This is a genomic window from Phaeodactylibacter xiamenensis (genome assembly GCF_000759025.1).
Classification (GTDB): Bacteria; Bacteroidota; Bacteroidia; order Chitinophagales; family Saprospiraceae; genus Phaeodactylibacter; species Phaeodactylibacter xiamenensis.
Genome location: NZ_JPOS01000026.1, coordinates 41,912 through 63,254 on the forward strand (window position 1 = coordinate 41,912; position 21,343 = coordinate 63,254).

The window sequence follows — 21,343 nt, forward strand, 5'->3', positions numbered from 1 at the left end:
CTGAAGCGAAAAGTTACGTAATCTATTGGTTTTGCCACCATACTCTGCTGCATTTTGCTACCGTCAGCCGGGAAAAGCTTAACAAAAAATTAGCCTCCCCCGCTCCCAGTACATCAGAATTCCGCTTTTCTTTGCAAAAAATATCAAGCCATGGTGGTACTGACCATTTTGGGGTGGGCGGTATTAGGGTTTCTTCTTTTCGTCGCCCTGTACAGCCTCATCGGCCTTCTGTGCTTCACCATTCCCGTCAACCGGCGGTTCCGGAATGTAAGGCGGGACGTGGAAATCTTTGTGGTGTCCAATGGGGTGCACGTAGACTATATTGTGCCCAGCATTTCTCCGATTTTTAATTGGAAAAAGGTCTTGGACGACCGCCATTATGAAATACCTTTCACCGCAAACAGCTACCTCGGCATCGGCTGGGGCGACCGCGGGTTTTACCTGGAGGTCGACGAATGGGCCAACCTGAAGCCCAGCGTGGCGGCACGGGCCATGCTGATCCCTACGCCTACCCTCATGCACATTACTTCCCACCCGGAACTGCCCAAAGACCAAAAACGCCTGGAGCGCATTCACCTGAGTAATGCGCAGTACCTGCAGCTGTGCGACTATATTTGCAGCTACTTTGAGGAGAAAGATGGCAAGGTTGTCCACCTGCCGGGCAAAGGCTACACGGCTAATGACAACTTCTACGAGGCCCGGGGTTACTACCATGCCTTCGGTACTTGTAACTTCTGGATCAACCGGGGGCTGATTAGGATTGGAGTGCGGGCACCCATCTGGTCGCACGGGGGCGCCGGAATCTTTTACCAGCTCAAAAAAGCCCTGCCGGAACCGTTACCGGCTTAACGCATGCAATACCTGATTGTCATCCGGCTAACCAATAAAAAAAATCTCATTTTAAGTTGTCCTGTGCTTTTTTATACCGTGGATTCAAGTCGTGGATTCAAGTAATAAATGCAACAGCAAGCTGTTGGTCTAAAATTTGAGCCAACATTTCGTTAGGCGATAAAAAGCCAAACCGCTTTCTGGGCCTGTTATTTAAAGTCTGTACGACTTGCTGAATATGTTCTTTTTCAATGGTTGAAAAGTCCATGTTCTTCGGGAAATACTGCCGGACTAGCCCATTGAGGTTTTCATTGGCGCCGCGCTGCCAGCTGTGGTAAGGCAGCGCGAAATAAAAGTCAATAGTGAGCTTTTCAGCGATATTCTGGTGCCGTGCAAACTCCTTTCCGTTGTCCGAAGTCATAGTGTGTATTAAAGGTATCCAATCCTGCAGTAATTCCACAGTTTTCTCTTCAATTCGTTCAGCCTCTTTCGACACTACCTTGTCCATGAACAGCATACCAGTAGACCTGTCGTTAATGGTCAATAGGGCTTGTTTGTGCCCCTTGCCGACTACCAGGTCAATTTCCAAGTCGCCAAAGCGCTCTTTGAGGTCAACGGCCTCAGGGCGGTGCTCAATGCCCACCCTGCCTGGGATTTGCCCTCTGCGCCCTTTTGCGTGCCCGCGTTTAGCATATCTCTTGCCCTTGGTGCGCAGGTACTGGTACAGTTTACTGCCCTTGCGCTTATCTTTCCAGATGTATTGGTAGATCCGCTCGGTACTGACCATTTCGCGGCTAACAACGGATTTGTCCTTACCGATGAATTGCGCGATCTGCCCCTGGGATTTGCCGGCTTCCAGCCAAGCCTCTATTTTGTATCTTTGCTCAAGCGTTAATTGTGCCATCTTATTTTGAGTATTGCAACCCAAAGATAGGATGACTTTTTTCGCCCGCTGAGCGGCTCCTGTTTTGCCACTAGCAGCCTGTCGGAGAACAGGCTGCTAGTGATTGGCCGAAAATCAGGGGTTCCAAGAGCGATGAATGCATAAAGGGCATAAATTGAGTGCTAAATTTTGGATTTTGCTATGCGTAAGTTCCTTACCCCGGACCGGAAGAAGCGGCATTTGATGCCGGCATCAATAGACGAATGGCTTCCGGAAAAGCATTTAGCGCGGTTTGTGGTTGAAATATTGGAGCAGTTGGACTTATCAGCCATTTACCAAGAATACAAGCCGTCCGGTCCGCCGCCCTACGACCCCCGGATGCTATTAGGCTTGCTGTTCTATGGTTATGCCAGCGGGGTATTTAGCTCCCGGAAAATAGAAGAGGCCACTTATGACTCGGTGGCGTTTCGGTTCATATCGGGCAACCTTCACCCGGATCACGACACGCTGGCGGATTTTCGCAAGCGTTTCCTGGAACAAATAGGAAATTGCTTTGTGCAGATCCTGATGATCGCCCAGTCGCTGGGCTTTGTGAAGGTGGGGCAAGTAAACATAGACGGTACAAAGATACAGGCGAATGCATCCAAACACAGCGCGATGAGCTATGAACACATGGAACGCCTGGAGCAGCAATTTAAAGAAGAAGCAGAACGCTTGATGGAAAGATCCAAACAGGTGGACATGCAAGAGGACAAGGAATTGGACATACCGGCCGAGATACAGCGGCGAGAGGATCGCATAGAAAAGATCCGGGCAGCCAAAGCAGTGATTGAACAGCGGGCTAAGGAACGCTTCGAGCGGGAACAGGCCGAATACGAAGCCAAAATGAAGGCCCGCGAGGAAAAAGAGAAGCAAATCGGCAAGAAAACCAAGGGCAAGGTGCCTAAAGCCCCCAAAGAAGGGCCTCAGGGCAAGGATCAATACAACTTCACTGACCCTGAATCCAGGATTATGAAAACTTCGGATGGCTTTGATCAATGTTATAATGCCCAGGCGGCTGTAAGCGGCCAAATGCTTATCGTTGGCGCTTTTGCCAATGCCCATTGTGTAGATACCCAGGAATTGCTTCCCGTCCTGGATGCAATCCCTGCAGTATTAGGAAAAGTAGGCGCCGCCGCAGCTGATAACGGATACTTTAGCCAAGGTAATGTACAAGGTTGTGAACAGCGAGAAGTAGACGCCTATATAGCCGTAGGAAAGCAGGCTCATAACCAATGGCTAGATCAACAACTGGCTAAACAAGAGCCGGAGCCGCCCGGCGAGCCAGCTACCCCTTCAATGCAAATGAGCCATAAGCTCAAAACGGAAATAGGGCGTGCCACTTACCGCTTACGGAAAATGACAGTAGAACCCGTATTCGGAATTATTAAGGAAATCATGGGCTTCCGCCGGTTTTCTTTTAGTGGCCAAGCAGCTATTAATGGCGAATGGCTTCTTGTTTGTAGCGCATTCAACCTTAAAAGGCTTTTTGTACTGGCAACCGCATAAGAACAGGCTCCAAAAGCGGGGCTAATTACCAAAGAGGGAAGCCCCTGTAGGCTTGACAGTCTCCATGCCTTCAATAACTGCCCAAGTTGAAACCAACTTGCCTGGCGCGCCGGCTCAAGTCCTTTGGCTACCAGGCCGAACCTCCGAGCTGCCAGAGGCTTGCATATAGGGGCGTCAGGGAGTTCTCCGACAGGCTGCTAGTAGTGGTAAGAAAGCACATGCAATTCAGCGTAACATTCAAAACAGGGTACAGAACTATACCCTCAGAATTCTTAGGAACAAATCCGCCTGGTTTTTGGGCTATCTACCCTTGTTCTGTCCCCATACTCACCCATAGCAAAGCAGACTGAATCCCCACATAAAAAAGAGCGGTCTGAAGGCTCTAATGGGTACTCCTTTTCAATAACACCCACAGACCACTCCCTCTTTCTTCGCTTGCCTACATACGAACCGAACCGACAGTGTTCCATCCCACTTTATTGCCGTACCGCTCAAAGGCGAAACGGATCATAGGAGTTGCTACCTCTAGGTAAGTAACCAGCGATTCTCGGTTTAGAATATTATTCTAGCAAAGGGAAATCTAAAGAAGGTCCTTTTGCGATAAATTTATAAATAGCGTTCATTGACAAAGCAGGCATAAGATCAAAGACTTGTCGGACTTTTTGCCACAGGTTCTTTTTGGAACCACTTTTTTGCCAGGCTTTTCGAAAAACAAAATCCAAAGCCTGACTAATTTGGTCGACCAAAAACGCCAGTAGCATGAGTAGGGCAAAATTGGTAGCCAGATATTTTTTACCATGCCCATAGTTATGTTCCAGATGGTACCCTTGATTTTTCAAGGTGTTGAAAGTTTCATTTTCAATTTTCCACCGCGAACGACCTACGGCTACGACCTCTTTGACATTGGCTTTAGTAATTGGAATATCTGTAATCCAGCTATTGGCATAAACGGTTTTACCCGTTTTGATGTCTACTTGCTGGTATTCCACATAGTTGACCAATTGTTCCTGATGCTGGCCATTGAGAATCAAGCCATTGACAAATCGAACGGTGCTCTTCGTTTTTCCGTTTGACCAGGAATGTTGCTCCAGCTTATTTTGCTCAGCCAGGCGCTGAGCCTGGGCCAAGACATAGCCCTCTTTGATGGCAATAACAAAGCTGGCCTGATGTTCTTTGATCAGTTTAACCATGGGGCCAGTAGCATAAAGCCCATCCAGCACAAAGAGCAATTTATCTTGCTTTAGCTCTTTGCATATTCTTGGAATAAGGCGTTTTGCTGCATTTTGCTCGCAATCATTTTTAGTGGCTCCATCTTGACGGACAATGGCTTCGCCGCCTACAGGAAAAACGGTCTTTACATCTGGATGCATTTGTACGGCACCCAACATCTGGTGATAATAACGTTTTTCTCCGTTGCGTAGGGTTTTAACCAAACAATGAGGACAGGACTTTTTACCAGAGCAAAAATAGCCGGTGCCGTCGATGCTAATAGAGGTATAACCATCAAGAACCTGACGAGATTCCCAAAGGCCCTCGCTGCGTAACTCATCAATGAGTACAGGGAAGGCCGGATGCAATTGCGTCGGATTAACCCCGTCAATAGTTTCGCGAAGAGCCGTGTCTTCTGGTATTTGCTCAACACCATAGACCGTGCGCAGGTTATGCTTACGAACTTCACACTGGAAATTCTGCCGAAACATCAGCAACGAAGGCGATTTGAGCGAAAACATGGCAAATGCACCTTTTAAAACGTCGGCCAGCATATAGCTCGCATTTGAACGCCTGTGGTCTTTAATCTGGCCAAAAAATTGGCCCAATTGTTTTGTCAAGTAATCAAACATCCAACTTTTTGGATGCAGCTTAATATTTTTTGACTTTTTAACCAAATTTTATTTCAAACCGAGAATCGCTGGTAAGTAACCGGATTATCGTTTTTATCAGACCAAGAACCATAATTTTCGTCTGAATTGACCGCATCAGCCATTGTCGTCTTCGATTCCCCTGGTTGGAGTACAGAAGTAATATTTTCTCCAGAGCGTTTTACAATTGCACCGCTAGACAGCTTATATTTTTTATCAGCAATGCTGACATTATACACGGGTTGATTAGACAAGTTTGTAATACGCCACTTTACATAACCATTGTAACCATTCTTTTTTATACCGTATTCAAGTTTAAATAAGGTGCCTGAGCCATTGACAACCTTGGCAAATTCGGTATATGTCCAACTGGATTGAGCAGAGCCCCATTGTACGGAGAACGCTACCAGTAAAATAACACTAAGGTGATATACGCCTTTCATATTGGTGATTTGAGATTAACAACAGTTTTAACATCTGCAAATTTAGTGTTGTGAAATAGTATTGACTATCCCCTCCAGAGGGTATTTTAAAGCTTATCGACCTAAGTGTCAACGTTGGCTTTGGAGGGCTAAAAGAATTTGCATATTGGGCATTGTTTAAATGGCTATATCCAGCTTGATGACACATACCCATGGTAATCTAACCTAAACACACGACCACTCATCTCGATCTCATTGACCACTAGCCCTTATATCCTGAAGACTGGCGATCTGGAATCCTTGATTTTGAGATAGTATGTTTGTTGGCAATGCCTGAAATATTCATAGGAGGATAGTAGGTCGTCTATGGGGTCTTGGTTGCGCTATTTAGAGATTTTACGTAAATCACGCATAATTGTTTCCAACGGTTTTCCCTCAAAGTTTTCAAAATTATGTTTGAGGAATTTTGCAAACTGCCTCTTATAGCCAGACTTAGTGCTCGTGTTTGGCCGGTGACTTTCGTATATCTCGTACATCAGTTCATAGAACCTGGTCATGCCACCATGCTCAAAATGTAGCTTAAAAGGTTTTATTGCGGGCTCATTTACGGGATAAGATAGCCCCTGTTTACTAAGTTTTTCAGCCCTTTCCTCTGATAGGAATGGTTTCGTATTATTTAGGTCTTTCCTCTCGTAAAAATCCATCAACCTTTTACTGATTTCTTTTGGGCTTAGGTTCCCTTTGACTTTATGGTACCCCTCTGGGGTTACAGTCTGACCCCAGCCTTCCGTTTGCTTCCGCTGATTGGCTAATTTTTCAGCATTGCTTTCCATCCAAACCCTGACTCTTCGAATAGATTTTGGCTCAAATAAGTTAGGGTAGTCTTCTATGGAATCCTCCAGCAATTTCACAAAAGGATGAGTGCATATTTTTAGTTGATATTGGAGGAAGAAATCTAGATTCCTACTTGATATCTGCCGTGGCGTGTAGGCGAAAAAGAAAGGAAAGTCAGGGTCTGTACTCTTAAGGGGCTCCCCAACCCAATCTCGATAAAACGACGACATAGCCTTCAAATTACCTTTCCTAATTGAGTTGTGCAGGTGAGCACTCCGGCGTTCCAGATACGCCTTTACTTTTTGATTGATTGGATTGAAGCATTCAGTGTCATTGGTCGCTATGAGATTCACCTTTTCGACAAATAAGATGGCAAGTGGGTAGATGTCGAAGGGCTTACTTTCAATTCGTTGTACTAAAGACTCAAACTCTTCGGATAGGAAGACCTTATCCAGCTCCATACTTAATGCCGCACGCTTCACTTTTTCGATATCTCCCTTTACTTTATAATAGTCGTGCCAAGCTTTCTTCCTGATGTATTTCTCCCGGAAGTGTCTCTGAATATCAGTGTCCTTCTTGAAGGTGTCCCAAGCAAGAAGAATATCTTGCCGATTATCGGAAATGTTTTCGCTTAAGTGGAAAACAGTTCCAGCGGGTTCCATTAGTACTCTTTCTTTCCCTTCAAGCCATGTTTTTACGGCATTAACCCGTTTGGGCTCAAATAACTCAGGAAATTCTGAAATGATCTCATCCAAAAAGACTAAAAAATTCCTGTTCTCTGGGTAGTCTCGCTCTTGAAGGTTTAAGAACCCTGGGATACAACTAATACTTGATTGGCTTAAAGTAAATGCGAAGTTTTCTCTGGACAGGAACAAGGGGCTTGTACCAAGATTGTAACTTATTTGGGGCGTATGGATTTCTTTCCAGGAGATGTCACTACTACTGTACATAACTGAATGTTGGTTTTAAAAGCTTCGGCTAATGCCGGAAAAATGTTATTTACTTTCAGCACCAAATGTCAACATTGAGTGATTACGGTAGTACGTTTCGTTACCCTTTAGGACGTCCTTGAACGAGTGCGTACGTGTTGTGCACAAATGGACTCAGATTCTCACTCCTCCCCCAAATCCACCTCCGGGATCCGACCAGTCGCTTCTTTCTTTTTCTGGTCCAGCACCCGGGCGTAAATCTGAGTGGTTTGTACATTTTTCTGAGACAGCAGGTCTTTAAGGACGTAGATGTCGGTACCGAAGGAGATCTGTAAGGTGGCGAAGGTGTGCCGAAAAGCATGGAAGGTGATGTGGCGGTTGATGCCCGCATTTTGCATCCATGCTTTGAGGGTGGGGGTGATGTGGTTGCCGTACTTCAATCCCTTGAAGACCTGCTCTTCCGGGTCGCCGGGCTCGCCCATGACTTTTCGCGCCTGATCGGAAATAAAAAGTGTTTCCACCCGGTTGGGCTTGTTGACGGTGAAGCGCAGGAAGTGCCCGTTGGCTTCGGAGTGCCGGACTTCCTTCCACTTTAAATCTCGGATGTCCCCGAAGCGCAGACCCGTGAAAATTGAAAACAAGGCTGCCCGTTTAAGGCGTTCGTCCGGGCATTCGGCTTTGGCCACGGCTTTGACTTCTTCAAAGGTGAGAAACTCGCGCTCGGTCTGCTCGTAGGGGATGCTTTTTACCCGGGATCCAGGATTGGTTTTGAGCAGCCCTTCTTCGTTTGCTTTGGCGAGGGCTTCCTTAAAGACATCAAAGTAGCCGGCGGCGGAGTTTTGCTTTAAGGGGCGCTGACTGTTCAGGCAGTGGGTGGACAGCATGTACTCGCGGAAGGATTTGCAGAATTTTACGTCGATTTTCTTTAAGGGGAGGAAGCCCTCTGTGAAGCGGTAAAGATAATGGTAGGTGCTGCGCCAGCTTTGGTAATTCCGCTGGATTTTCTCGCGGTGTTCTACTTGCGCTTTAAGGAAATTGAGGAAATCCTCGTTCCCGAAGTATTTCGCCAGAAAGTCATAATTCCCTTGCTGCAGCTCAATCTGACGTTGTGCGCAAATGGCTTTGGCCATCTGTTTGGTCTCCCGGTTGTGCTCGCGCTCTTCCTCGTCCCGTGGGCGCTGATAGAGAAAGAGTTTTAGGAATTCCCGGCGGGTGGGCTTCCCGGTGTCCGGATGGGGGACAGCGGGGTAAAAATCCAGGTACAAGCGGATGCGGTTGCCTTTAAGCTTCTTCTTGCGGAGCGTTACTTTCATGTCGTTTGGTTGAGGAGGTGGTCAATATCGGCTCTGAGGAGGAGCGTACGGTCTTCGTTTTTGTGATAGGGGAGGCTGCCGTCTTTGAGCAGCCGGTAAATCGTGCGTTTGCTGACGCCCAGCAGCCGGGAGGCCTCAAGGACAGTCAGGATGGGCTTCTGGTTCAGTTGCGCCTGATTGGTTGTACGGCCGTACGATCGGATCAGCCCGTAGTCTTTGAGCATCGTCGCGAGCAGTGCCGGTTGCAGCCCCAGGGCTTTTGCAGCATTGGTAATCTGCTCCTGTGATATGGAGTGGGGGAGGGTAAAGGAGTTGCTATGCTGTTCGGTTTTCATAAGGCCTACTTCATGAGTTCATCAATATCAGCCCTGCGTATGATCGTACGGGTGCCGAGCTTACGCTTTGGAAGGGTGCCACTTTCCAGCAGCCGGTATAGCGTACGTCTGCTTATGCCAATCAGCAGGGCGGCTTCGCCTACGTTTAGGAAGGCTTTCTGGTGGAGTACGCCGAGGTCAACGTCCGGGCCGGGCAGCCTCACCGTTTTTTGTACCTGCGTCTGTTTGGCGGCCTGTTTGAGCTTCTCTTCCCGCTTGCGCTTTTTGTACGCCCGGCGGTTGCAGGTGTGCGAACAGTAGCGGGTCACAGTGGTCTTCGCTTCGAAGGGCTCCTGACAGTGTTCGCAGATTTTAGTTACGCGTATGTTTGAGGACATAAATGCAGATTTTATAATTTCCCCCAAATGGGTGCCATTTGTGTCATAGTATGTCTATGTATGCCATATTGTGCCATAATTTCTCCCATTTGTACCTATCGCTAAAATAGGTACAAATTCCCAAACGATAGGTACAAACGGGGTACAAAAGAAGTCGAAAACAGGCATAGGGGAGTGATATCAGGCAAATGAATATATTTGCATAAATCGTTGAAAAAGCGTATCTTGAATGCTAATTAATGGTGGTGAGTGGGCGTTGATTTTCGGATTTTACTTCCCGATACAAAACCGCCCAAAAATATTCCCCAACAAATCATCCGTACTAATCTCTCCCGTAATCTCCCCCAGATGGTGCAGGGCCGCACGGATATCCATCGCCACGAAGTCGGAAGTGATGCCGGCGGATAAGCCCCGCAGTACGCGGTCAAGGTCTTCGTAGGACTTTTGCAGCGCCTCGTAGTGGCGGGCGTTGGCTACGATGGTGCTCTCCAGATTGATCTTTTTGGAGAGGACGGCCTCGTGAAGGCTTTCCTTGAGGTAGTCGATGTTCATCTTGTTGAGGGCGGAGACGGGGACCCAGTGGTAGTCGGCGGTGCTGTTTTCCGGGAAGTAGTGCTCTTTTTTGGTGTAGGGGTTGAGGTCCATTTTGTTGGCGACGACCAGGACGTGGATGTTTTCGTGCACGAGTTTTTCCAGGTCGGCGCGGACTTCTTCGGGCTGGGTGTCCACTACATCGAAGACGTAGACGAGCAAGGCGCTGGACTGAACTTTCTGCATCGTCTTCTCTACTCCGATGGCTTCTATGGTATCCGTGGCGTCGCGGATGCCGGCAGTGTCGATGATACGGAACTGTATGCCCTTGATATTAAGCACCTCCTCAATGGTGTCGCGGGTGGTGCCGGCAATCTCGCTGACGATGGCACGCTCTTCGTTGAGCAGGGCATTGAGGAGTGTGGACTTCCCGGAGTTGGGCCGGCCGGCAATGACGGTGCTGACGCCGTTTTTCAACACATTGCCCAGTTGGAAGGAATCGAGCAGGGCTTTGATAATGCGCTGTATCTGCTGTACCAGGGCTTCGAGCTTGCTACGGTCGGCAAATTCCACGTCTTCTTCCGAGAAGTCGAGTTCCAGTTCGATTAGGCTGGCAAAGTCAATTAATTCCTGCCGCAGTTTTTTGATCTCATCCGAAAAGCCGCCGCGCATCTGCTGCATGGCAATGGCGTGGCTGGATTTGGAGGAGGAGGCGATCAGATCGGCCACCGCTTCGGCCTGACTGAGGTCCATCTGCCCGTTGAGGAAGGCGCGCAGGGTGTACTCCCCGGGGTTGGCGGTGCGGGCGCCTTTCTGAATAAATAACTGCATCAGCTCCTGTATGATGTAGTCGGAGCCGTGGCAGGAGACTTCAACCACATTTTCACCGGTATAGGAACGGGGCGCAACGAACACGGTAGCCAGCACCTCATCCAGTATACGGCCTTCATCATTGTGTATGGTGCCGAAATGCACAGTGTGCGAGGCCTGTTGCTCCAGGTCTTTTCCGTGAAATACGCTGTTGGCAATCCGGATAGCGTCTGGTCCGCTGAGGCGAATAACACCGATGGCGCCTATGCCTGAGGGCGTGGCTAATGCAACAATCGTATCCGTAAGGTGGTGGCTCATGAATAATACTATTTGATTTCAACAACAGCAGACTGCCGTTTTGGGTTGGGAGACCGGGCAACTTACGGATAAGAACGGTAAATACAACAGCCCGCCTCGGCAAGGGCCAAAGCGGGCTGCTTATATCGTTTGCTTTGCAGTAGCTTAGTTTTTCGGGTCAAAGAGGTCGAACTCTACCCGGCGATTACGGCGGCGGCCGGATTGGGTGTCGTTCGTAGCCCTGGGCTTTTCGCCTCCGTAGCCTTTGTAGGTCATCCGGTCCGTACTAATGCCTTGCTGCTGCAGGTATTCCATGCAGGCTTTGGCCCGGAGCCGAGATAGCTGCTTGTTCGCTTCCGGATCCCCCTGATTGTCAGTGTGCCCTTCAATTCTGAGGTGGTAAGAGGGATATTGCTGCATCAGTTCGGCGATTAGGTCCAAAGTCTGATGAGAAGAACTCAGCAGACTGTAACTCGCCTGGTTGAAAGTAATATTGTCTACAGCGGCTTCTAACAACTGCAAATCCTCATCAGTGAGTTCGGGGCAGCCCTGACGGCTCTTCGGCCCGGCTACCTGCGGGCAATCGTCAATATCGTCGGTCAGCCCGTCCTCGTCGGTATCCGGGCAGCCTTTTGCCTCACCGGGCTTCTCCGGGCAAAGGTCCTCGTGGTCGGCATAGCCATCGCCATCGGTATCCGGGCACCCCCGGATGGTGCCGGGTTGGTCCGGGCAACGGTCTTCCGCATCGAGGAAGCCATCCTTGTCCCGGTCGGGCGTTGGGCAACCCTCGTACTTAGCCAGCCCTTTTTCATCCGGGCATTTGTCTTTGTCATCTCCGATGCTGTCTCCATCGCTATCGCGGCAGCCATTGAAAGCTTTGGTGCCAGGAATACTCGGGCACTGGTCTTCAGCATTGGGAATACCATCGCCATCCGAGTCCAGGTTGGTATCATTGGGGTCCGGGCAGCCTTTGTGCTCGGGCGTGCCTTTCTCGTAGGGGCATTGGTCGTGCTGATCAGCAATGCCGTCTTTGTCGATATCCTTGCAGCCATTCAGGTTCGGATCGCCGGGCAGGAATGGGCATTCGTCTTCGACGTTGGGTACACCATCTCCGTCACTGTCTACCGTAGGGTCGTTGGGATCGGGTGGTGGAGGGCAGCCATCATCTTTTAGAGCTCCTTTTTCATACGGGCAGCGGTCTTTGGAATCGGGCAGCCCATCCCCATCGGTATCCCGGCAGCCATTGAACTCTGCTACGCCAGCAATGGTCGGGCAGTCATCCACGGAATCCAGTATGCCATCTCCATCGGAATCGGCACAACCATTGGTGGCTTTGGAGCCAGGGATTCTTGGGCACTCGTCTTCATGATCAGGAACGCCGTCTTCGTCCATATCCGGACATCCTTTTGTTGCTCCGGGGCCTTCCATATCCGGGCAATCATCAAGGCGGTCGGCAATGCCATCTCCATCGCTGTCCGGGCACCCCAGGTTTTCTTCAGAGCCCCAGCTATCGGGGCAGGGGTCTTTGTGGTCCGGAAAGCCATCGCTGTCCTTGTCCTGTCCGGTCATACGGTATGCAATACTGGCACCAGCCATGCTATACAAGTCGTTGCGGTTGGGGTTGCCAATGGCGCTCACGCCGTCGAGGTAGTCGTTGAAGACAGGGCGGAAGCCAAACTCGAAGGAGAACAGTAAACGTTCGCTTAGGTCCATATTGACGCCCACGCCAAGGGGAAAGGCTACCTGTGTGTTCGTCGTGTTTTGCTGGTCCCGTGCTGCCTTTTCTTCCATAGCCGGATCTCCCATGACGCTGGAATAATCGGTGGTAAGGTCTGTCATGCCCACGCCAAACCCGGCGAAGGCATAGGGCGAGATGGTCCGGCTGAACCCGCCCCGGTCACCGTACCGTTTGTGGCCCCAGAAATCCCACTGCCCAACGACTGCAATTTCGTTGATCGTGGACTCAAAGCTGAGCCCGCGCTGCGCAAGCTCTTCAGAATCCATATCAGACCCTTCCAGCTTGCCGCGAAGGTAGCTGGCGCGGATACTCAGATTGCGGCTGGCATTGTAACGGATGAAGCCGCCGTAAGCCAGGTTAGTACGGTTGAATTGAATAAAACGGGTGTCGACAAGATCGCCGTAAGCATTCGCAGCCCCGGCAAACAGCCCCACTTCCCAGGGCGCATAATTGTGGACGGTAAATGCTTCTTCGGGTGTGGCTTCGTTGCGGTTTGCTTCCTGTGCCTGTAGCTGCAAAACAGCCACCAAAAAGGCACCCATGATTAGTGCTTTTAAAGAGAAAAAATGTTTCATAGTGTTGAAAAGTGTTGTGCCTTTGCTAAGGCTGGCAACACGCAGAAGGGGAAGAAATCGGTTGGGGTTGGGAGTTTGAATTCTTTGCATAGGTGATCCGCTTACTTTAGCAAAGTAGTTAGTTAATGGAATTACGGTACAGGGGGTAACGGGGGGAAGTCACCTGTTTTTTGGTAGCGCTGCTTCACCAGTTACACTACCAGCGTCTTGTAGGCTTGGAATGGGGCGTGGTTTATTTTGTAAGAGTAGCGGCGATGGATAGACTAATTACGACTAAGCATTTTAAAAGTTACAAATGCTTAAGCTCGATTGCTGATTGTATGCTCCACAAATGTAGATTTTTTATATGGAAAAATAAAACGATGCGAAGTGGTTTTTCAAACAGAAGAATGGGGCTATCAGGCTTTGATTAACATTGCATGCTGCGCGTCGACGAGTACCTCTACCCGGTCACCGGGCTGCAGGCGTCGCAGGTCCTCCATCGTTGCCGGTACGCGCAAGACATTAGTGCCAATAAGAACGCTGACGGAAAATCCACTGCCGGCCTCTTCCAGTTGCAGTACTTCTCCGCTCAGCCTGAACGTTCCATCGCTAACATTCGCATACCGAACGGTTTCCGGCAGGTCGGGCTGAGAAATCTTGCCCTGCCTGAGAGAGATAACCCGGTCGGCAAGTTTGAAAATCTCCCGGTGGTCATGGCTGACGAGCAGCGTGGTGAGGGAGAAGGCCTGATGGACCTTCAGGATGTAGTTCTGCAGCCGCTCCCGCATACGGTTATCCAGGGCGGAAAGCGGTTCGTCCAGTAAGAGGAGCTTGGGACGGCGGACCAGCGCCCGGGCCAGGGCGACCCGTTGTTGTTGCCCACCTGATAATTTGGCCGGATAACGGCCGAGCAATTGCTCCAGTTCTGTGATGCCGATCAGCTCATCGATGATGACTTTCGATTGTCCTTTGCCCAGCCCGTATTCCAGGTTTTCGCGTACTGTCATGTTGGGAAAGAGGGCGTATTCCTGAAAAACCAAGCCAACTTTCCGCTCTTGTATAGGCAGTTGGATACCCCGGGCGGAGTCCAGCCAGACCGTATCATCCACCAGAATGCGTCCCTCCTCGGGCTTTTCCAGCCCTGCCATGAGGCGCAGCAGGGTGGTTTTTCCACTCCCCGAAGCTCCGGTGATGGCCAGAAATTCCCCAGTCAGAATATCCAGTTGGATATCCAATGTCATGGGGCCTGTGGCCGCGTGCAGGGCTTTGCGTAGTGAGGTCTGAATCATAAGCTATGCCGTTCGGAGCATTCGGCGGTTGATGGTATAAACAAGGGCCAGGATGGTAAAGGCAAATAGCACCAGCACCAGCGCGTACTGATTGGCCATACCGTAGTTCAGTGCTTCCACTTCATCGTAAATGGCGATGGAGGCGACCCGGGTCTCTCCGGGGATGTTGCCGCCGATCATCAGGATGACGCCAAATTCACCTACGGTGTGTGCAAAAGCGAGCACAATGCCGGTCAGTACTGCCGGTTTGATATTCGGCAACTCCACCCGCAGCAGAGTTTGCCAGACCGACTTACCGAGGCTGTAAGAGGCTTCCCGCAGGTGCTTGGGCAGGCTTTCAAATCCCGACTGAATGGGCTGCACCATGAAGGGCAGGCTGTAGATCAGCGAGCCTATGACCAGCCCGGCAAAGGAAAAGACCAGGCGGATATTGGCTGTTTCCACCAGCCAGTTGCCCAGTGCCGAGCGCGGGCTGAAAGCGAGCAGCAGGTAAAAGCCCAGTACTGTAGGCGGCAGCACCAGCGGCATACTGATGAGGGCTTCCAAAATAGGCTTGAAACGGCTTTGGGTGCGGGATAGCAAAAAAGCAAGCGGCACCCCTATGAACAGCAGCAGCACAGTCGTAACCGCCGCCAACTGAAAGGTGAGCAACAGGGTTTGCGCAAATCCGCTGTCCATCTATGCGGTCTTTTCTTTGATGATGTTCAGGACTTCCTCCCGCTCTTCCGGGCTGTTGACATTCCTCAGCGCCTCCGGGTTTTCGGCATTCAGCAGTTCTACATTGGAATTGATGAGGACCTTGCGCGGGCAGGAGTAGCCCTGGGCCAGGAATTGCAGCAAAATGGGATAGGCGCGGGGCTCCCAGATCGTGATCAGGGGCTCCGGAAACTCGGTAACCGGGCTGTTGAATGCGGTAGCTGCTTTGGACACATTGCGGTAGCCGACCAGTTGGGAAAGCGTGGCGTCATCCAACAGGGGCAGGTCACAGGCGACCACCAGCCAGGCTGCATCCGGATTTTGCCGAAAGGCAGAGAGGATGCCACCAAAGGGGCCCAGCCCGGTGAAGGTGTCGGTAAGGGGATTTTTCAAGGCTTCGGCCTGATCGGGGCGGCAGGACAGAAAGGTTTCCTTGCAGTAATGCCCGATAAGGTCGGCAACGTGGTCGCGCTGTGGCCGGCCGTGGTACTCAATCAGGCCTTTGTCTTCGCCCATGCGCTCGCTTTTACCGCCTGCCAGCACCAGCCCGTACAGGGGCGGGGCAGAGGCATTGAGCTCTTTTTCTACAAAAAGCGGGATACCGGCATGGTCCTCCAGCTTCATTTGAGGGATGTTGCTGAAGCCTTCCAGCGCTTCCCGTAGCCAGGGATAGGGCTCCTTGACGCCCTCTGCCAGCAGCACGAGCCTTACATCAGTCAGCCGGTCGAGCTTGCGCCGGAGCGAATCTTCTTTTCGGGGGTCAATAACCACAATCTGCCGTTTGGCTTTGAAGTGGTTGCCATTGACGATGACCGCATCCTGATCGTTGAAGCGCCACCGGAACTGATGGGTGCCCAGCTCCGCTTTCTGATCAAAGCGGTGATAGTGGATTTTGTCTGTATAATTCAGGCAGGCACCGTGCGCCATCGCCCCGTTGTAGGAGGGCTCATCGTCGCCGTGGGCATGGTCGGCGTCGACATACCCTACGTTGTAAACTTCGCTCAACCGGTCGATAATGGCATAGGCCAGCTGCTGAATGTTGCCACAGGGCGTACCCAGTATAGCCCACTCATTGCGATGGAATTCCCCGATTGCCGGGCGGGCAAGCTTGGTGTGTTTTTGGTGCTTCTTCTCTGAATTGGCCATGACATAGAGGTTTGTAAACTGCCGGTTTCAAAATTCGCAATGCTCAATGTAGTAAAAGCGTGGCAAACCCCAATTACCCGGGGCGCTTAAAATCCCGCTTTCCGCCGGTCTTTTCCATGAGCTTGGTCTCTTTGATGACGATATCATGGGAGAAAGCCTTGCACATGTCATATACCGTGAGGGCGGCTACGGTAGCGCCAGTCAGGGCTTCCATCTCCACGCCTGTCTTGGCCGTGATACGGGCCGTGCAGTCGATGACCACTTCGCGCTGCTCATTCACCTGTATATGGACCTCGCAGTTGTCCAGTCCCAGCGGATGGCAGAGGGGGATAAGCTCGCCGGTTTTTTTGGAGGCCATGATGCCAGCCAGGACAGCGGTCTGGAACACAGGCCCTTTCTTCGTATGCAGTTCCTGTCCCTCCAGCTGATCCATGATCTCATCGCCCAGCACGACTATGGAACGGGCGCGGGCGGTGCGGCGACTGACTTTTTTTGTGCCAACGTCTACCATATTGGGATTGCCTTCGGCATCAAGGTGCGTAAATGTGCTCATTGTGATCTTGGTTTAACGGTAAAAAATCAGTGGAAAGACTTCCCCGGCGGCGTAGTCGTTGCGCCCACGGGGCAATTCCAGGAATGCATTAGCGTCCGCGAGGTTAGCCAGGTCGCCGGAGCCGTGGCCTTCCACGGGCTGAGCCATGAGGCGGCCGGTAGCGGCATCGTAGTGCGTTTTGACCTGCAGGAAATACGTCAGGTCGGGCTTGAAGTGGAAATCCTCGGCCAGCACGGCATGAGCATAACCCATAGGCTCCAGCCCCAGATTGACGCGCAGCCAGGGGCGTACGTAGCGCTGTGTGCACATGAAAGAGGAAACGGGGTTGCCCGGCAGTGCAAAAATGGTGCATTGCCCTTCCACTTCTCCGAACCAGAACGGCTTGCCTGGGCGCTGTTTCACCTTATGGAAATGCTTCTTTGCGCCAAGCGCTTCCAGTGCGGCCGGCACATAATCGTACTTGCCTTTGGAAACGCCACCGCTCAGCAGAATGATGTCGTAATTTTGGATGCAGTTTCCCAGTGCTGTCTTTGTGGCTTCCAGCTCGTCGTCAATGTGGAGACGGTCTGCGGGGACACCCCAGCGGGACAGGGCCATCTGTATGGTGTGGGAGTTGGAGGTCCGGATCTGGTGGGGCTCGGGCCTGCTTGCCACCGGCACGAGCTCATCTCCGGTGGACACAATCACGGCTTTGGGCATGCAGGCGACTTCGAGCTCGGGCAGCCCTACCGTAGCCGCAACGCCAATCTCGGCCGGAGACAGCACGGCACCGGAGGCTACAATAAGATCGCCTGCCTGACGGTCGGTACCCTGCCCGTGCGCATTTTGGTATGCTTTGACTTTGGCCTCCGGTATGATTTGCGCCTGCCCTTCTTCAATTTGAAGGTCTTCATAGCGGATGACTGTGTCTGTGTTTTCTGGTAAGACCGCGCCAGTCATCACTTCCAGGCAACTACCTGCATCCATTAGCCTCAGCTGTGGGCTACCGGCAGCCTGTATGCCCTCCACAGGAAAGCGGCGTTGCCCTTTCTCATACGCTGCCCATTGAATGGCAATACCGTCCATCGTAACCCGGGTGAAGGGAGGGAAGTCGCGGTCGGCACGAATATCCTGTCGAAGCACGCGCCCACTGCATTGCTCGAGGGGCCGCTTTTCTGTCCCAAAATCCCGTTTTCGGCTGAGGACCAGCTGCGTGGCCTCCTGTATATCGATCATGGTCTTATTGATTAGATGACTGTCTAACAGATTAAGTGAGGGTGGGGTTTAGGCATGGGCTAAAGACTGTGCCTGCTGGGGTAGAACTTCCCGCTCTGCTCCAGCTTATCCAAGAGGCAAACAGCAAATACTGCCAGGCTATTCAAAAAGTGCAATTTGTTATGGACGCTCCAGACTTTCAGGCCCTGCCAAAAGAAAAGCGGGAACAGGCACCTTATGCCTGCTCCCGCTCATTGTATCTGACAGGAAGGATTTATACATGCAAGGCCCGGTCAGCCGTAGCTGCCAGTGCCGCTTCCTTAGTCGCTTCGGTGTAAGTGGGGTGGGCGTGGCTCATCCGTGCGATGTCCTCAGCGGAAGCCCGGAATTCCATAGCCGTCACCGCTTCGGCAATCATATCGGCGGTACGTGGGCCGACCATATGCACGCCAAGAACCTCATCGGTCTCCTTGTGGGCCAGGATTTTCACCATGCCCTCGGTGTCGGTGCTTGCCCGTGCCCGTCCCAGTGCCTTGAATGGGAATTTGCCGGACTTGTAGGGGATGCCTGCTTCCTTGAGCTGTTCTTCAGTCTGCCCAACGCTTGCTACCTCCGGCCAGGTATAGACCACACCCGGGATGAGGTTGTAGTCGATGTGCGGCTTTTCACCGGCAATGACTTCGGCGACGAATACGCCTTCCTCTTCAGCTTTGTGGGCAAGCATGGCCCCGCGGATGACATCACCAATGGCGTAGATGTTGTCTATGTTGGTCTTCAGGTGGTCGTCTACCTCGATACGGCCGCGGTCGTCGGTTTGGATACCTGCGTTTTCGAGCCCCAGCTTGTCGGTGTAGGCGTGGCGGCCAATAGCGACCAGGCAGTAGTCTGCGTTGATGGTGAAGGTTTCTTCAGCGTCCCGCTTCTCCACCGTTACGGTTACGCTCTTTTTGTTGACTTTGACATCGCTCACCTTATGCTTGAGGTGGAATTTTACGCCGATTTTCTTCAGCGCGCGCATCAGCTCCTTGCCGCAGTCCTTGTCCATAGTGGGCAGGATGCGGTCCATGAACTCCACGACTTCCACTTCAGTGCCCAGGCGGGCAAAAACAGAGCCCAGCTCCAGCCCGATGACGCCACCGCCTACGAGTACCATGCGCTTAGGCACTTCATCGATATTGAGGGCTTCGGTAGAGGTAATGACCCGCTCTTTGTCATAGTTGAAAGCGGCTGGTACGATGGGCTTGGAGCCCGTTGCGATGATGATCTTGTCCGAGGTGATTTCCTCACTGGAGCCATCTTCTTTCGCAATGCTTACGGTATGCTTATCCACAAAAGAGCCATGCCCGTGGTAAACGTCGATTTTGTTCTTTTTCATCAGAAACTCCACGCCTTTGACCGTTTGGGCAACCACTTCATTTTTGCGGTTGATCATTTGCGGCATATTGACCTTGAGGCTCTTGAGCTCAATGCCGTGCTGCTCAAATTTTTCCCTGGCATTGTGGTAGTGCTCAGAGGAGTCGAGCAGGGCCTTGGAAGGGATACACCCTACATTGAGGCAGGTGCCACCGAGGCTGTTGTAGCGCTCGATGATAGCTGTCTTTTTCCCTAACTGTGCAGCCCGGATGGCTGCCACATAACCGCCCGGCCCGGAGCCGATTACGGTAACATCGTATTTCATGGCGTCGTTTTTTATCAATGAATACCAAAGGTAACCCTGATGGGTTGATCAAAAAAGCGTCAACCCCATCAATGGTTTGTAAAATTTGTAAATGTACGGGCACAAGTTAAGCCTATACCAGCCTTAGGACTTATCACCATCCCCCTTTTTCCCGTTATTGTTGTTATTGCCACGGCCTCGTCCGCCTTTGCGGCGGCGGTTGCGTGAACGGCTCTTGCCATCGCCTTTTTTATTATCCTGGCTGCCTTTATCATCGCCCTTCTTGCCGGAGCTGTTGCTGCCTTTGTCCTGGCTGCTCTTGTTTTGTGCCTGGCTGTTGTTGCTTCCCCTGGAGGTGCTGTTGCCGCCTTTGCCCCGGTTGCCCGGCTTTTTCTTATTCTTTCGGCGCTTTTTGGAACGCTTTTCCTCTGGTAATTCTATTACGCCAGTTACGTCTTCAAAGCCCATATCGACCTCTTCCTCACTATCGGCCTCGAAGATGACCTGCAGGCTGACCAGGTCAGCGGGTTTTTCGCCTTTCCGGTTCATGGCTTTGATGTCCTTCACGCGGCTGGCCTCAAGGGTGTAGAGCTTTCCCCGGCCGGAATCTTTCTGATAGGCATAGTACATGAGCCCTTTGAAGATATCCGTCTTAACGAGTATAGCTGTACCTGCTTCCGTCTGCAGTTTATCAGCGTTTTTGGGGAACTGCTGCAGGGCATCGAGATAGGTATCCAGTTCATAATTGAGGCAGCACTTCAGGCGGCCGCACATGCCGGATAGCTTGGACTGATTGATCGCCAGGTTTTGGTAGCGGGCAGCAGCGGTGGTGACAGATTTAAAATCCGTCAACCAGGTGGAGCAGCATAGTTCCCGCCCGCAGGACCCCAGTCCGCCAATACGGGCAGATTCCTGTCGGGCACCAATCTGCCGCATTTCAATCTTCACCCGGAACTCCTTGGCATAGTGCCGGATGAGCTCCCGGAAATCGACCCGCCCGTCGGCCGTGTAGTAAAAGGTGGCCTTGCGCTTGTCACCCTGATACTCCACATCGCCTATTTTCATATCGAGCTTGAGGTTGCGGGCAATGGCGCGGGCGCGGACCATGGTCGTCATTTCGAGGCTACGGGCTTCTGCCAGGCGCTCCAGGTCCCGCTCATTGGCTTTGCGGATGATCTTGTGGAGGACATCCTTTTCGGAGGTCTTCTTTTTCTTCATCTGTAGGCGCACCAGCTCTCCCGACAGGGTAATCCTGCCGACGTCGAGCCCGGTGCCGGTCTCCACCACCACATCATCGCCGGTAATAGAGCGGGTGTGGTCCTGGTTGCGGTAAAACCCTTTGTGCGCACCGTTTTTGAAGCTGACTTCCACGATATCGAAAGGGTCGGTATCCACGACGTCCATGCTCGAAAGCCAGTCGTAGGTATTGAGTCGGTTACAGCCCCCGGTAGCGCAGCCGCCATTGCTTTTGCAGCCGTTTGGGGTGCCTGTGCCGCATGTCGTACATCCTGTACATCCCATAATGTCAATTGTCAATTTATATGAAC

The 21,343-nt window shown here is 51.6% G+C and carries 17 protein-coding genes and 1 pseudogene; 2 read left to right on the top strand and 16 right to left on the bottom strand.

All coding sequences use genetic code 11. The features are described 5' to 3' along the window. Nucleotides 1–150: 150 nt before the first annotated feature. The gene (locus IX84_RS10980; protein ID WP_044220151.1) at nucleotides 151–849 is read left to right on the top strand and encodes a TIGR02117 family protein; all 699 of its coding nucleotides are present in this window, start codon (nucleotides 151–153) and stop codon (nucleotides 847–849) included. Nucleotides 850–946: 97 nt separating this feature from the next. Here the strand turns inward: IX84_RS10980 and IX84_RS10985 are convergent. Further along, a pseudogene (locus tag IX84_RS10985) lies at nucleotides 947–1,774 on the bottom strand (IS30 family transposase); the annotation flags it as partial. Nucleotides 1,775–1,912: 138 nt separating this feature from the next. On the opposite strand from IX84_RS10985, the gene IX84_RS10990 reads away from it, so the two are divergent. Then, nucleotides 1,913–3,259 carry an IS1182 family transposase gene (locus IX84_RS10990; RefSeq protein WP_044220157.1) on the top strand — a complete coding sequence of 449 codons (1,347 nt, stop codon included), beginning with the start codon at nucleotides 1,913–1,915 and terminating at the stop codon, nucleotides 3,257–3,259. A 560-nt stretch (nucleotides 3,260–3,819) separates the two neighbouring features. Here IX84_RS10990 and IX84_RS10995 read toward each other — a convergent pair. From IX84_RS10995 to IX84_RS11065, 15 genes are all read right to left on the bottom strand, one after another. Beyond that, nucleotides 3,820–5,100 carry a transposase gene (locus tag IX84_RS10995; protein ID WP_052515752.1) on the bottom strand — a complete coding sequence of 427 codons (1,281 nt, stop codon included), beginning with the start codon at nucleotides 5,098–5,100 and terminating at the stop codon, nucleotides 3,820–3,822. Between the two features lie 53 nt (nucleotides 5,101–5,153). Next, nucleotides 5,154–5,561 (bottom strand): hypothetical protein, encoded by a 408-nt coding sequence (locus tag IX84_RS11000; protein ID WP_044220158.1) that lies wholly within the window; start codon nucleotides 5,559–5,561, stop codon nucleotides 5,154–5,156. 362 nt (nucleotides 5,562–5,923) lie between these two features. Next, entirely contained in the window at nucleotides 5,924–7,324 is a 1,401-nt protein-coding gene (locus tag IX84_RS11005; protein ID WP_044220161.1) for a hypothetical protein, read from the bottom strand. 161 nt (nucleotides 7,325–7,485) lie between these two features. Further along, the gene (locus IX84_RS11010; protein WP_044220163.1) at nucleotides 7,486–8,616 is read right to left on the bottom strand and encodes a site-specific integrase; all 1,131 of its coding nucleotides are present in this window, start codon (nucleotides 8,614–8,616) and stop codon (nucleotides 7,486–7,488) included. Beyond that, a complete protein-coding gene (locus IX84_RS11015; protein WP_044220166.1) occupies nucleotides 8,613–8,951 on the bottom strand; it encodes a helix-turn-helix domain-containing protein in 339 nt (112 codons plus the stop codon). Before IX84_RS11015 ends, IX84_RS11010 begins: the two co-directional genes overlap by 4 nt. 5 nt (nucleotides 8,952–8,956) lie before the next feature. Further along, entirely contained in the window at nucleotides 8,957–9,328 is a 372-nt protein-coding gene (locus tag IX84_RS11020; protein WP_044220170.1) for a helix-turn-helix domain-containing protein, read from the bottom strand. A 270-nt stretch (nucleotides 9,329–9,598) separates the two neighbouring features. Next, nucleotides 9,599–10,987: a tRNA uridine-5-carboxymethylaminomethyl(34) synthesis GTPase MnmE gene (gene mnmE / locus IX84_RS11025; RefSeq protein ID WP_044220173.1), complete on the bottom strand. Its 1,389-nt coding sequence runs from the start codon at nucleotides 10,985–10,987 to the stop codon at nucleotides 9,599–9,601. Between the two features lie 144 nt (nucleotides 10,988–11,131). Beyond that, nucleotides 11,132–13,279, bottom strand: a complete 2,148-nt coding sequence (locus IX84_RS30930) for a DUF6089 family protein (RefSeq protein WP_160213727.1) — start codon at nucleotides 13,277–13,279, stop codon at nucleotides 11,132–11,134. A gap of 398 nt (nucleotides 13,280–13,677) precedes the next feature. After that, complete coding sequence (locus tag IX84_RS11035) at nucleotides 13,678–14,550, bottom strand: sulfate/molybdate ABC transporter ATP-binding protein (protein WP_044220175.1); 873 nt, start codon at nucleotides 14,548–14,550, stop codon at nucleotides 13,678–13,680. Nucleotides 14,551–14,553: 3 nt separating this feature from the next. After that, a complete protein-coding gene (gene modB / locus IX84_RS11040) occupies nucleotides 14,554–15,228 on the bottom strand; it encodes a molybdate ABC transporter permease subunit (RefSeq protein ID WP_044220178.1) in 675 nt (224 codons plus the stop codon). Further along, on the bottom strand, nucleotides 15,229–16,392 hold the full coding sequence (locus IX84_RS32430; protein WP_081968709.1) for an NTP transferase domain-containing protein: 1,164 nt from the start codon (nucleotides 16,390–16,392) through the stop codon (nucleotides 15,229–15,231). It lies immediately after the preceding gene. A 73-nt stretch (nucleotides 16,393–16,465) separates the two neighbouring features. Beyond that, complete coding sequence (moaC, locus tag IX84_RS11050) at nucleotides 16,466–16,945, bottom strand: cyclic pyranopterin monophosphate synthase MoaC (protein ID WP_044220179.1); 480 nt, start codon at nucleotides 16,943–16,945, stop codon at nucleotides 16,466–16,468. 12 nt (nucleotides 16,946–16,957) lie between these two features. Next, a complete protein-coding gene (locus IX84_RS11055; protein ID WP_044220183.1) occupies nucleotides 16,958–18,160 on the bottom strand; it encodes a molybdopterin molybdotransferase MoeA in 1,203 nt (400 codons plus the stop codon). A 253-nt stretch (nucleotides 18,161–18,413) separates the two neighbouring features. Continuing rightward, nucleotides 18,414–19,817, bottom strand: coding sequence for a dihydrolipoyl dehydrogenase (lpdA, locus tag IX84_RS11060; RefSeq protein WP_044220186.1), 1,404 nt, complete (start codon nucleotides 19,815–19,817; stop codon nucleotides 18,414–18,416). A 123-nt stretch (nucleotides 19,818–19,940) separates the two neighbouring features. Next, nucleotides 19,941–21,317, bottom strand: a complete 1,377-nt coding sequence (locus tag IX84_RS11065; RefSeq protein WP_044220189.1) for a PSP1 domain-containing protein — start codon at nucleotides 21,315–21,317, stop codon at nucleotides 19,941–19,943. Between the last annotated feature and the right edge of the window lie 26 nt (nucleotides 21,318–21,343).

Coding starts and splice junctions, on each gene's coding strand:
- IX84_RS10995 (WP_052515752.1), bottom strand. CDS start 5,100: ATGTTTGATTACTTGACAAAACAATTGGGCCAATTTTTTGGCCAGATT.
- IX84_RS11020 (WP_044220170.1), bottom strand. CDS start 9,328: ATGTCCTCAAACATACGCGTAACTAAAATCTGCGAACACTGTCAGGAG.
- IX84_RS11035 (WP_044220175.1), bottom strand. CDS start 14,550: ATGATTCAGACCTCACTACGCAAAGCCCTGCACGCGGCCACAGGCCCC.
- IX84_RS11065 (WP_044220189.1), bottom strand. CDS start 21,317: ATGGGATGTACAGGATGTACGACATGCGGCACAGGCACCCCAAACGGC.
- IX84_RS32430 (WP_081968709.1), bottom strand. CDS start 16,392: ATGGCCAATTCAGAGAAGAAGCACCAAAAACACACCAAGCTTGCCCGC.
- lpdA (WP_044220186.1), bottom strand. CDS start 19,817: ATGAAATACGATGTTACCGTAATCGGCTCCGGGCCGGGCGGTTATGTG.
- IX84_RS11055 (WP_044220183.1), bottom strand. CDS start 18,160: ATGATCGATATACAGGAGGCCACGCAGCTGGTCCTCAGCCGAAAACGG.
- IX84_RS11000 (WP_044220158.1), bottom strand. CDS start 5,561: ATGAAAGGCGTATATCACCTTAGTGTTATTTTACTGGTAGCGTTCTCC.
- IX84_RS11005 (WP_044220161.1), bottom strand. CDS start 7,324: ATGTACAGTAGTAGTGACATCTCCTGGAAAGAAATCCATACGCCCCAA.
- modB (WP_044220178.1), bottom strand. CDS start 15,228: ATGGACAGCGGATTTGCGCAAACCCTGTTGCTCACCTTTCAGTTGGCG.
- IX84_RS30930 (WP_160213727.1), bottom strand. CDS start 13,279: ATGAAACATTTTTTCTCTTTAAAAGCACTAATCATGGGTGCCTTTTTG.
- IX84_RS11015 (WP_044220166.1), bottom strand. CDS start 8,951: ATGAAAACCGAACAGCATAGCAACTCCTTTACCCTCCCCCACTCCATA.
- IX84_RS10990 (WP_044220157.1), top strand. CDS start 1,913: ATGCGTAAGTTCCTTACCCCGGACCGGAAGAAGCGGCATTTGATGCCG.
- IX84_RS10980 (WP_044220151.1), top strand. CDS start 151: ATGGTGGTACTGACCATTTTGGGGTGGGCGGTATTAGGGTTTCTTCTT.
- IX84_RS11010 (WP_044220163.1), bottom strand. CDS start 8,616: ATGAAAGTAACGCTCCGCAAGAAGAAGCTTAAAGGCAACCGCATCCGC.
- moaC (WP_044220179.1), bottom strand. CDS start 16,945: ATGAGCACATTTACGCACCTTGATGCCGAAGGCAATCCCAATATGGTA.
- mnmE (WP_044220173.1), bottom strand. CDS start 10,987: ATGAGCCACCACCTTACGGATACGATTGTTGCATTAGCCACGCCCTCA.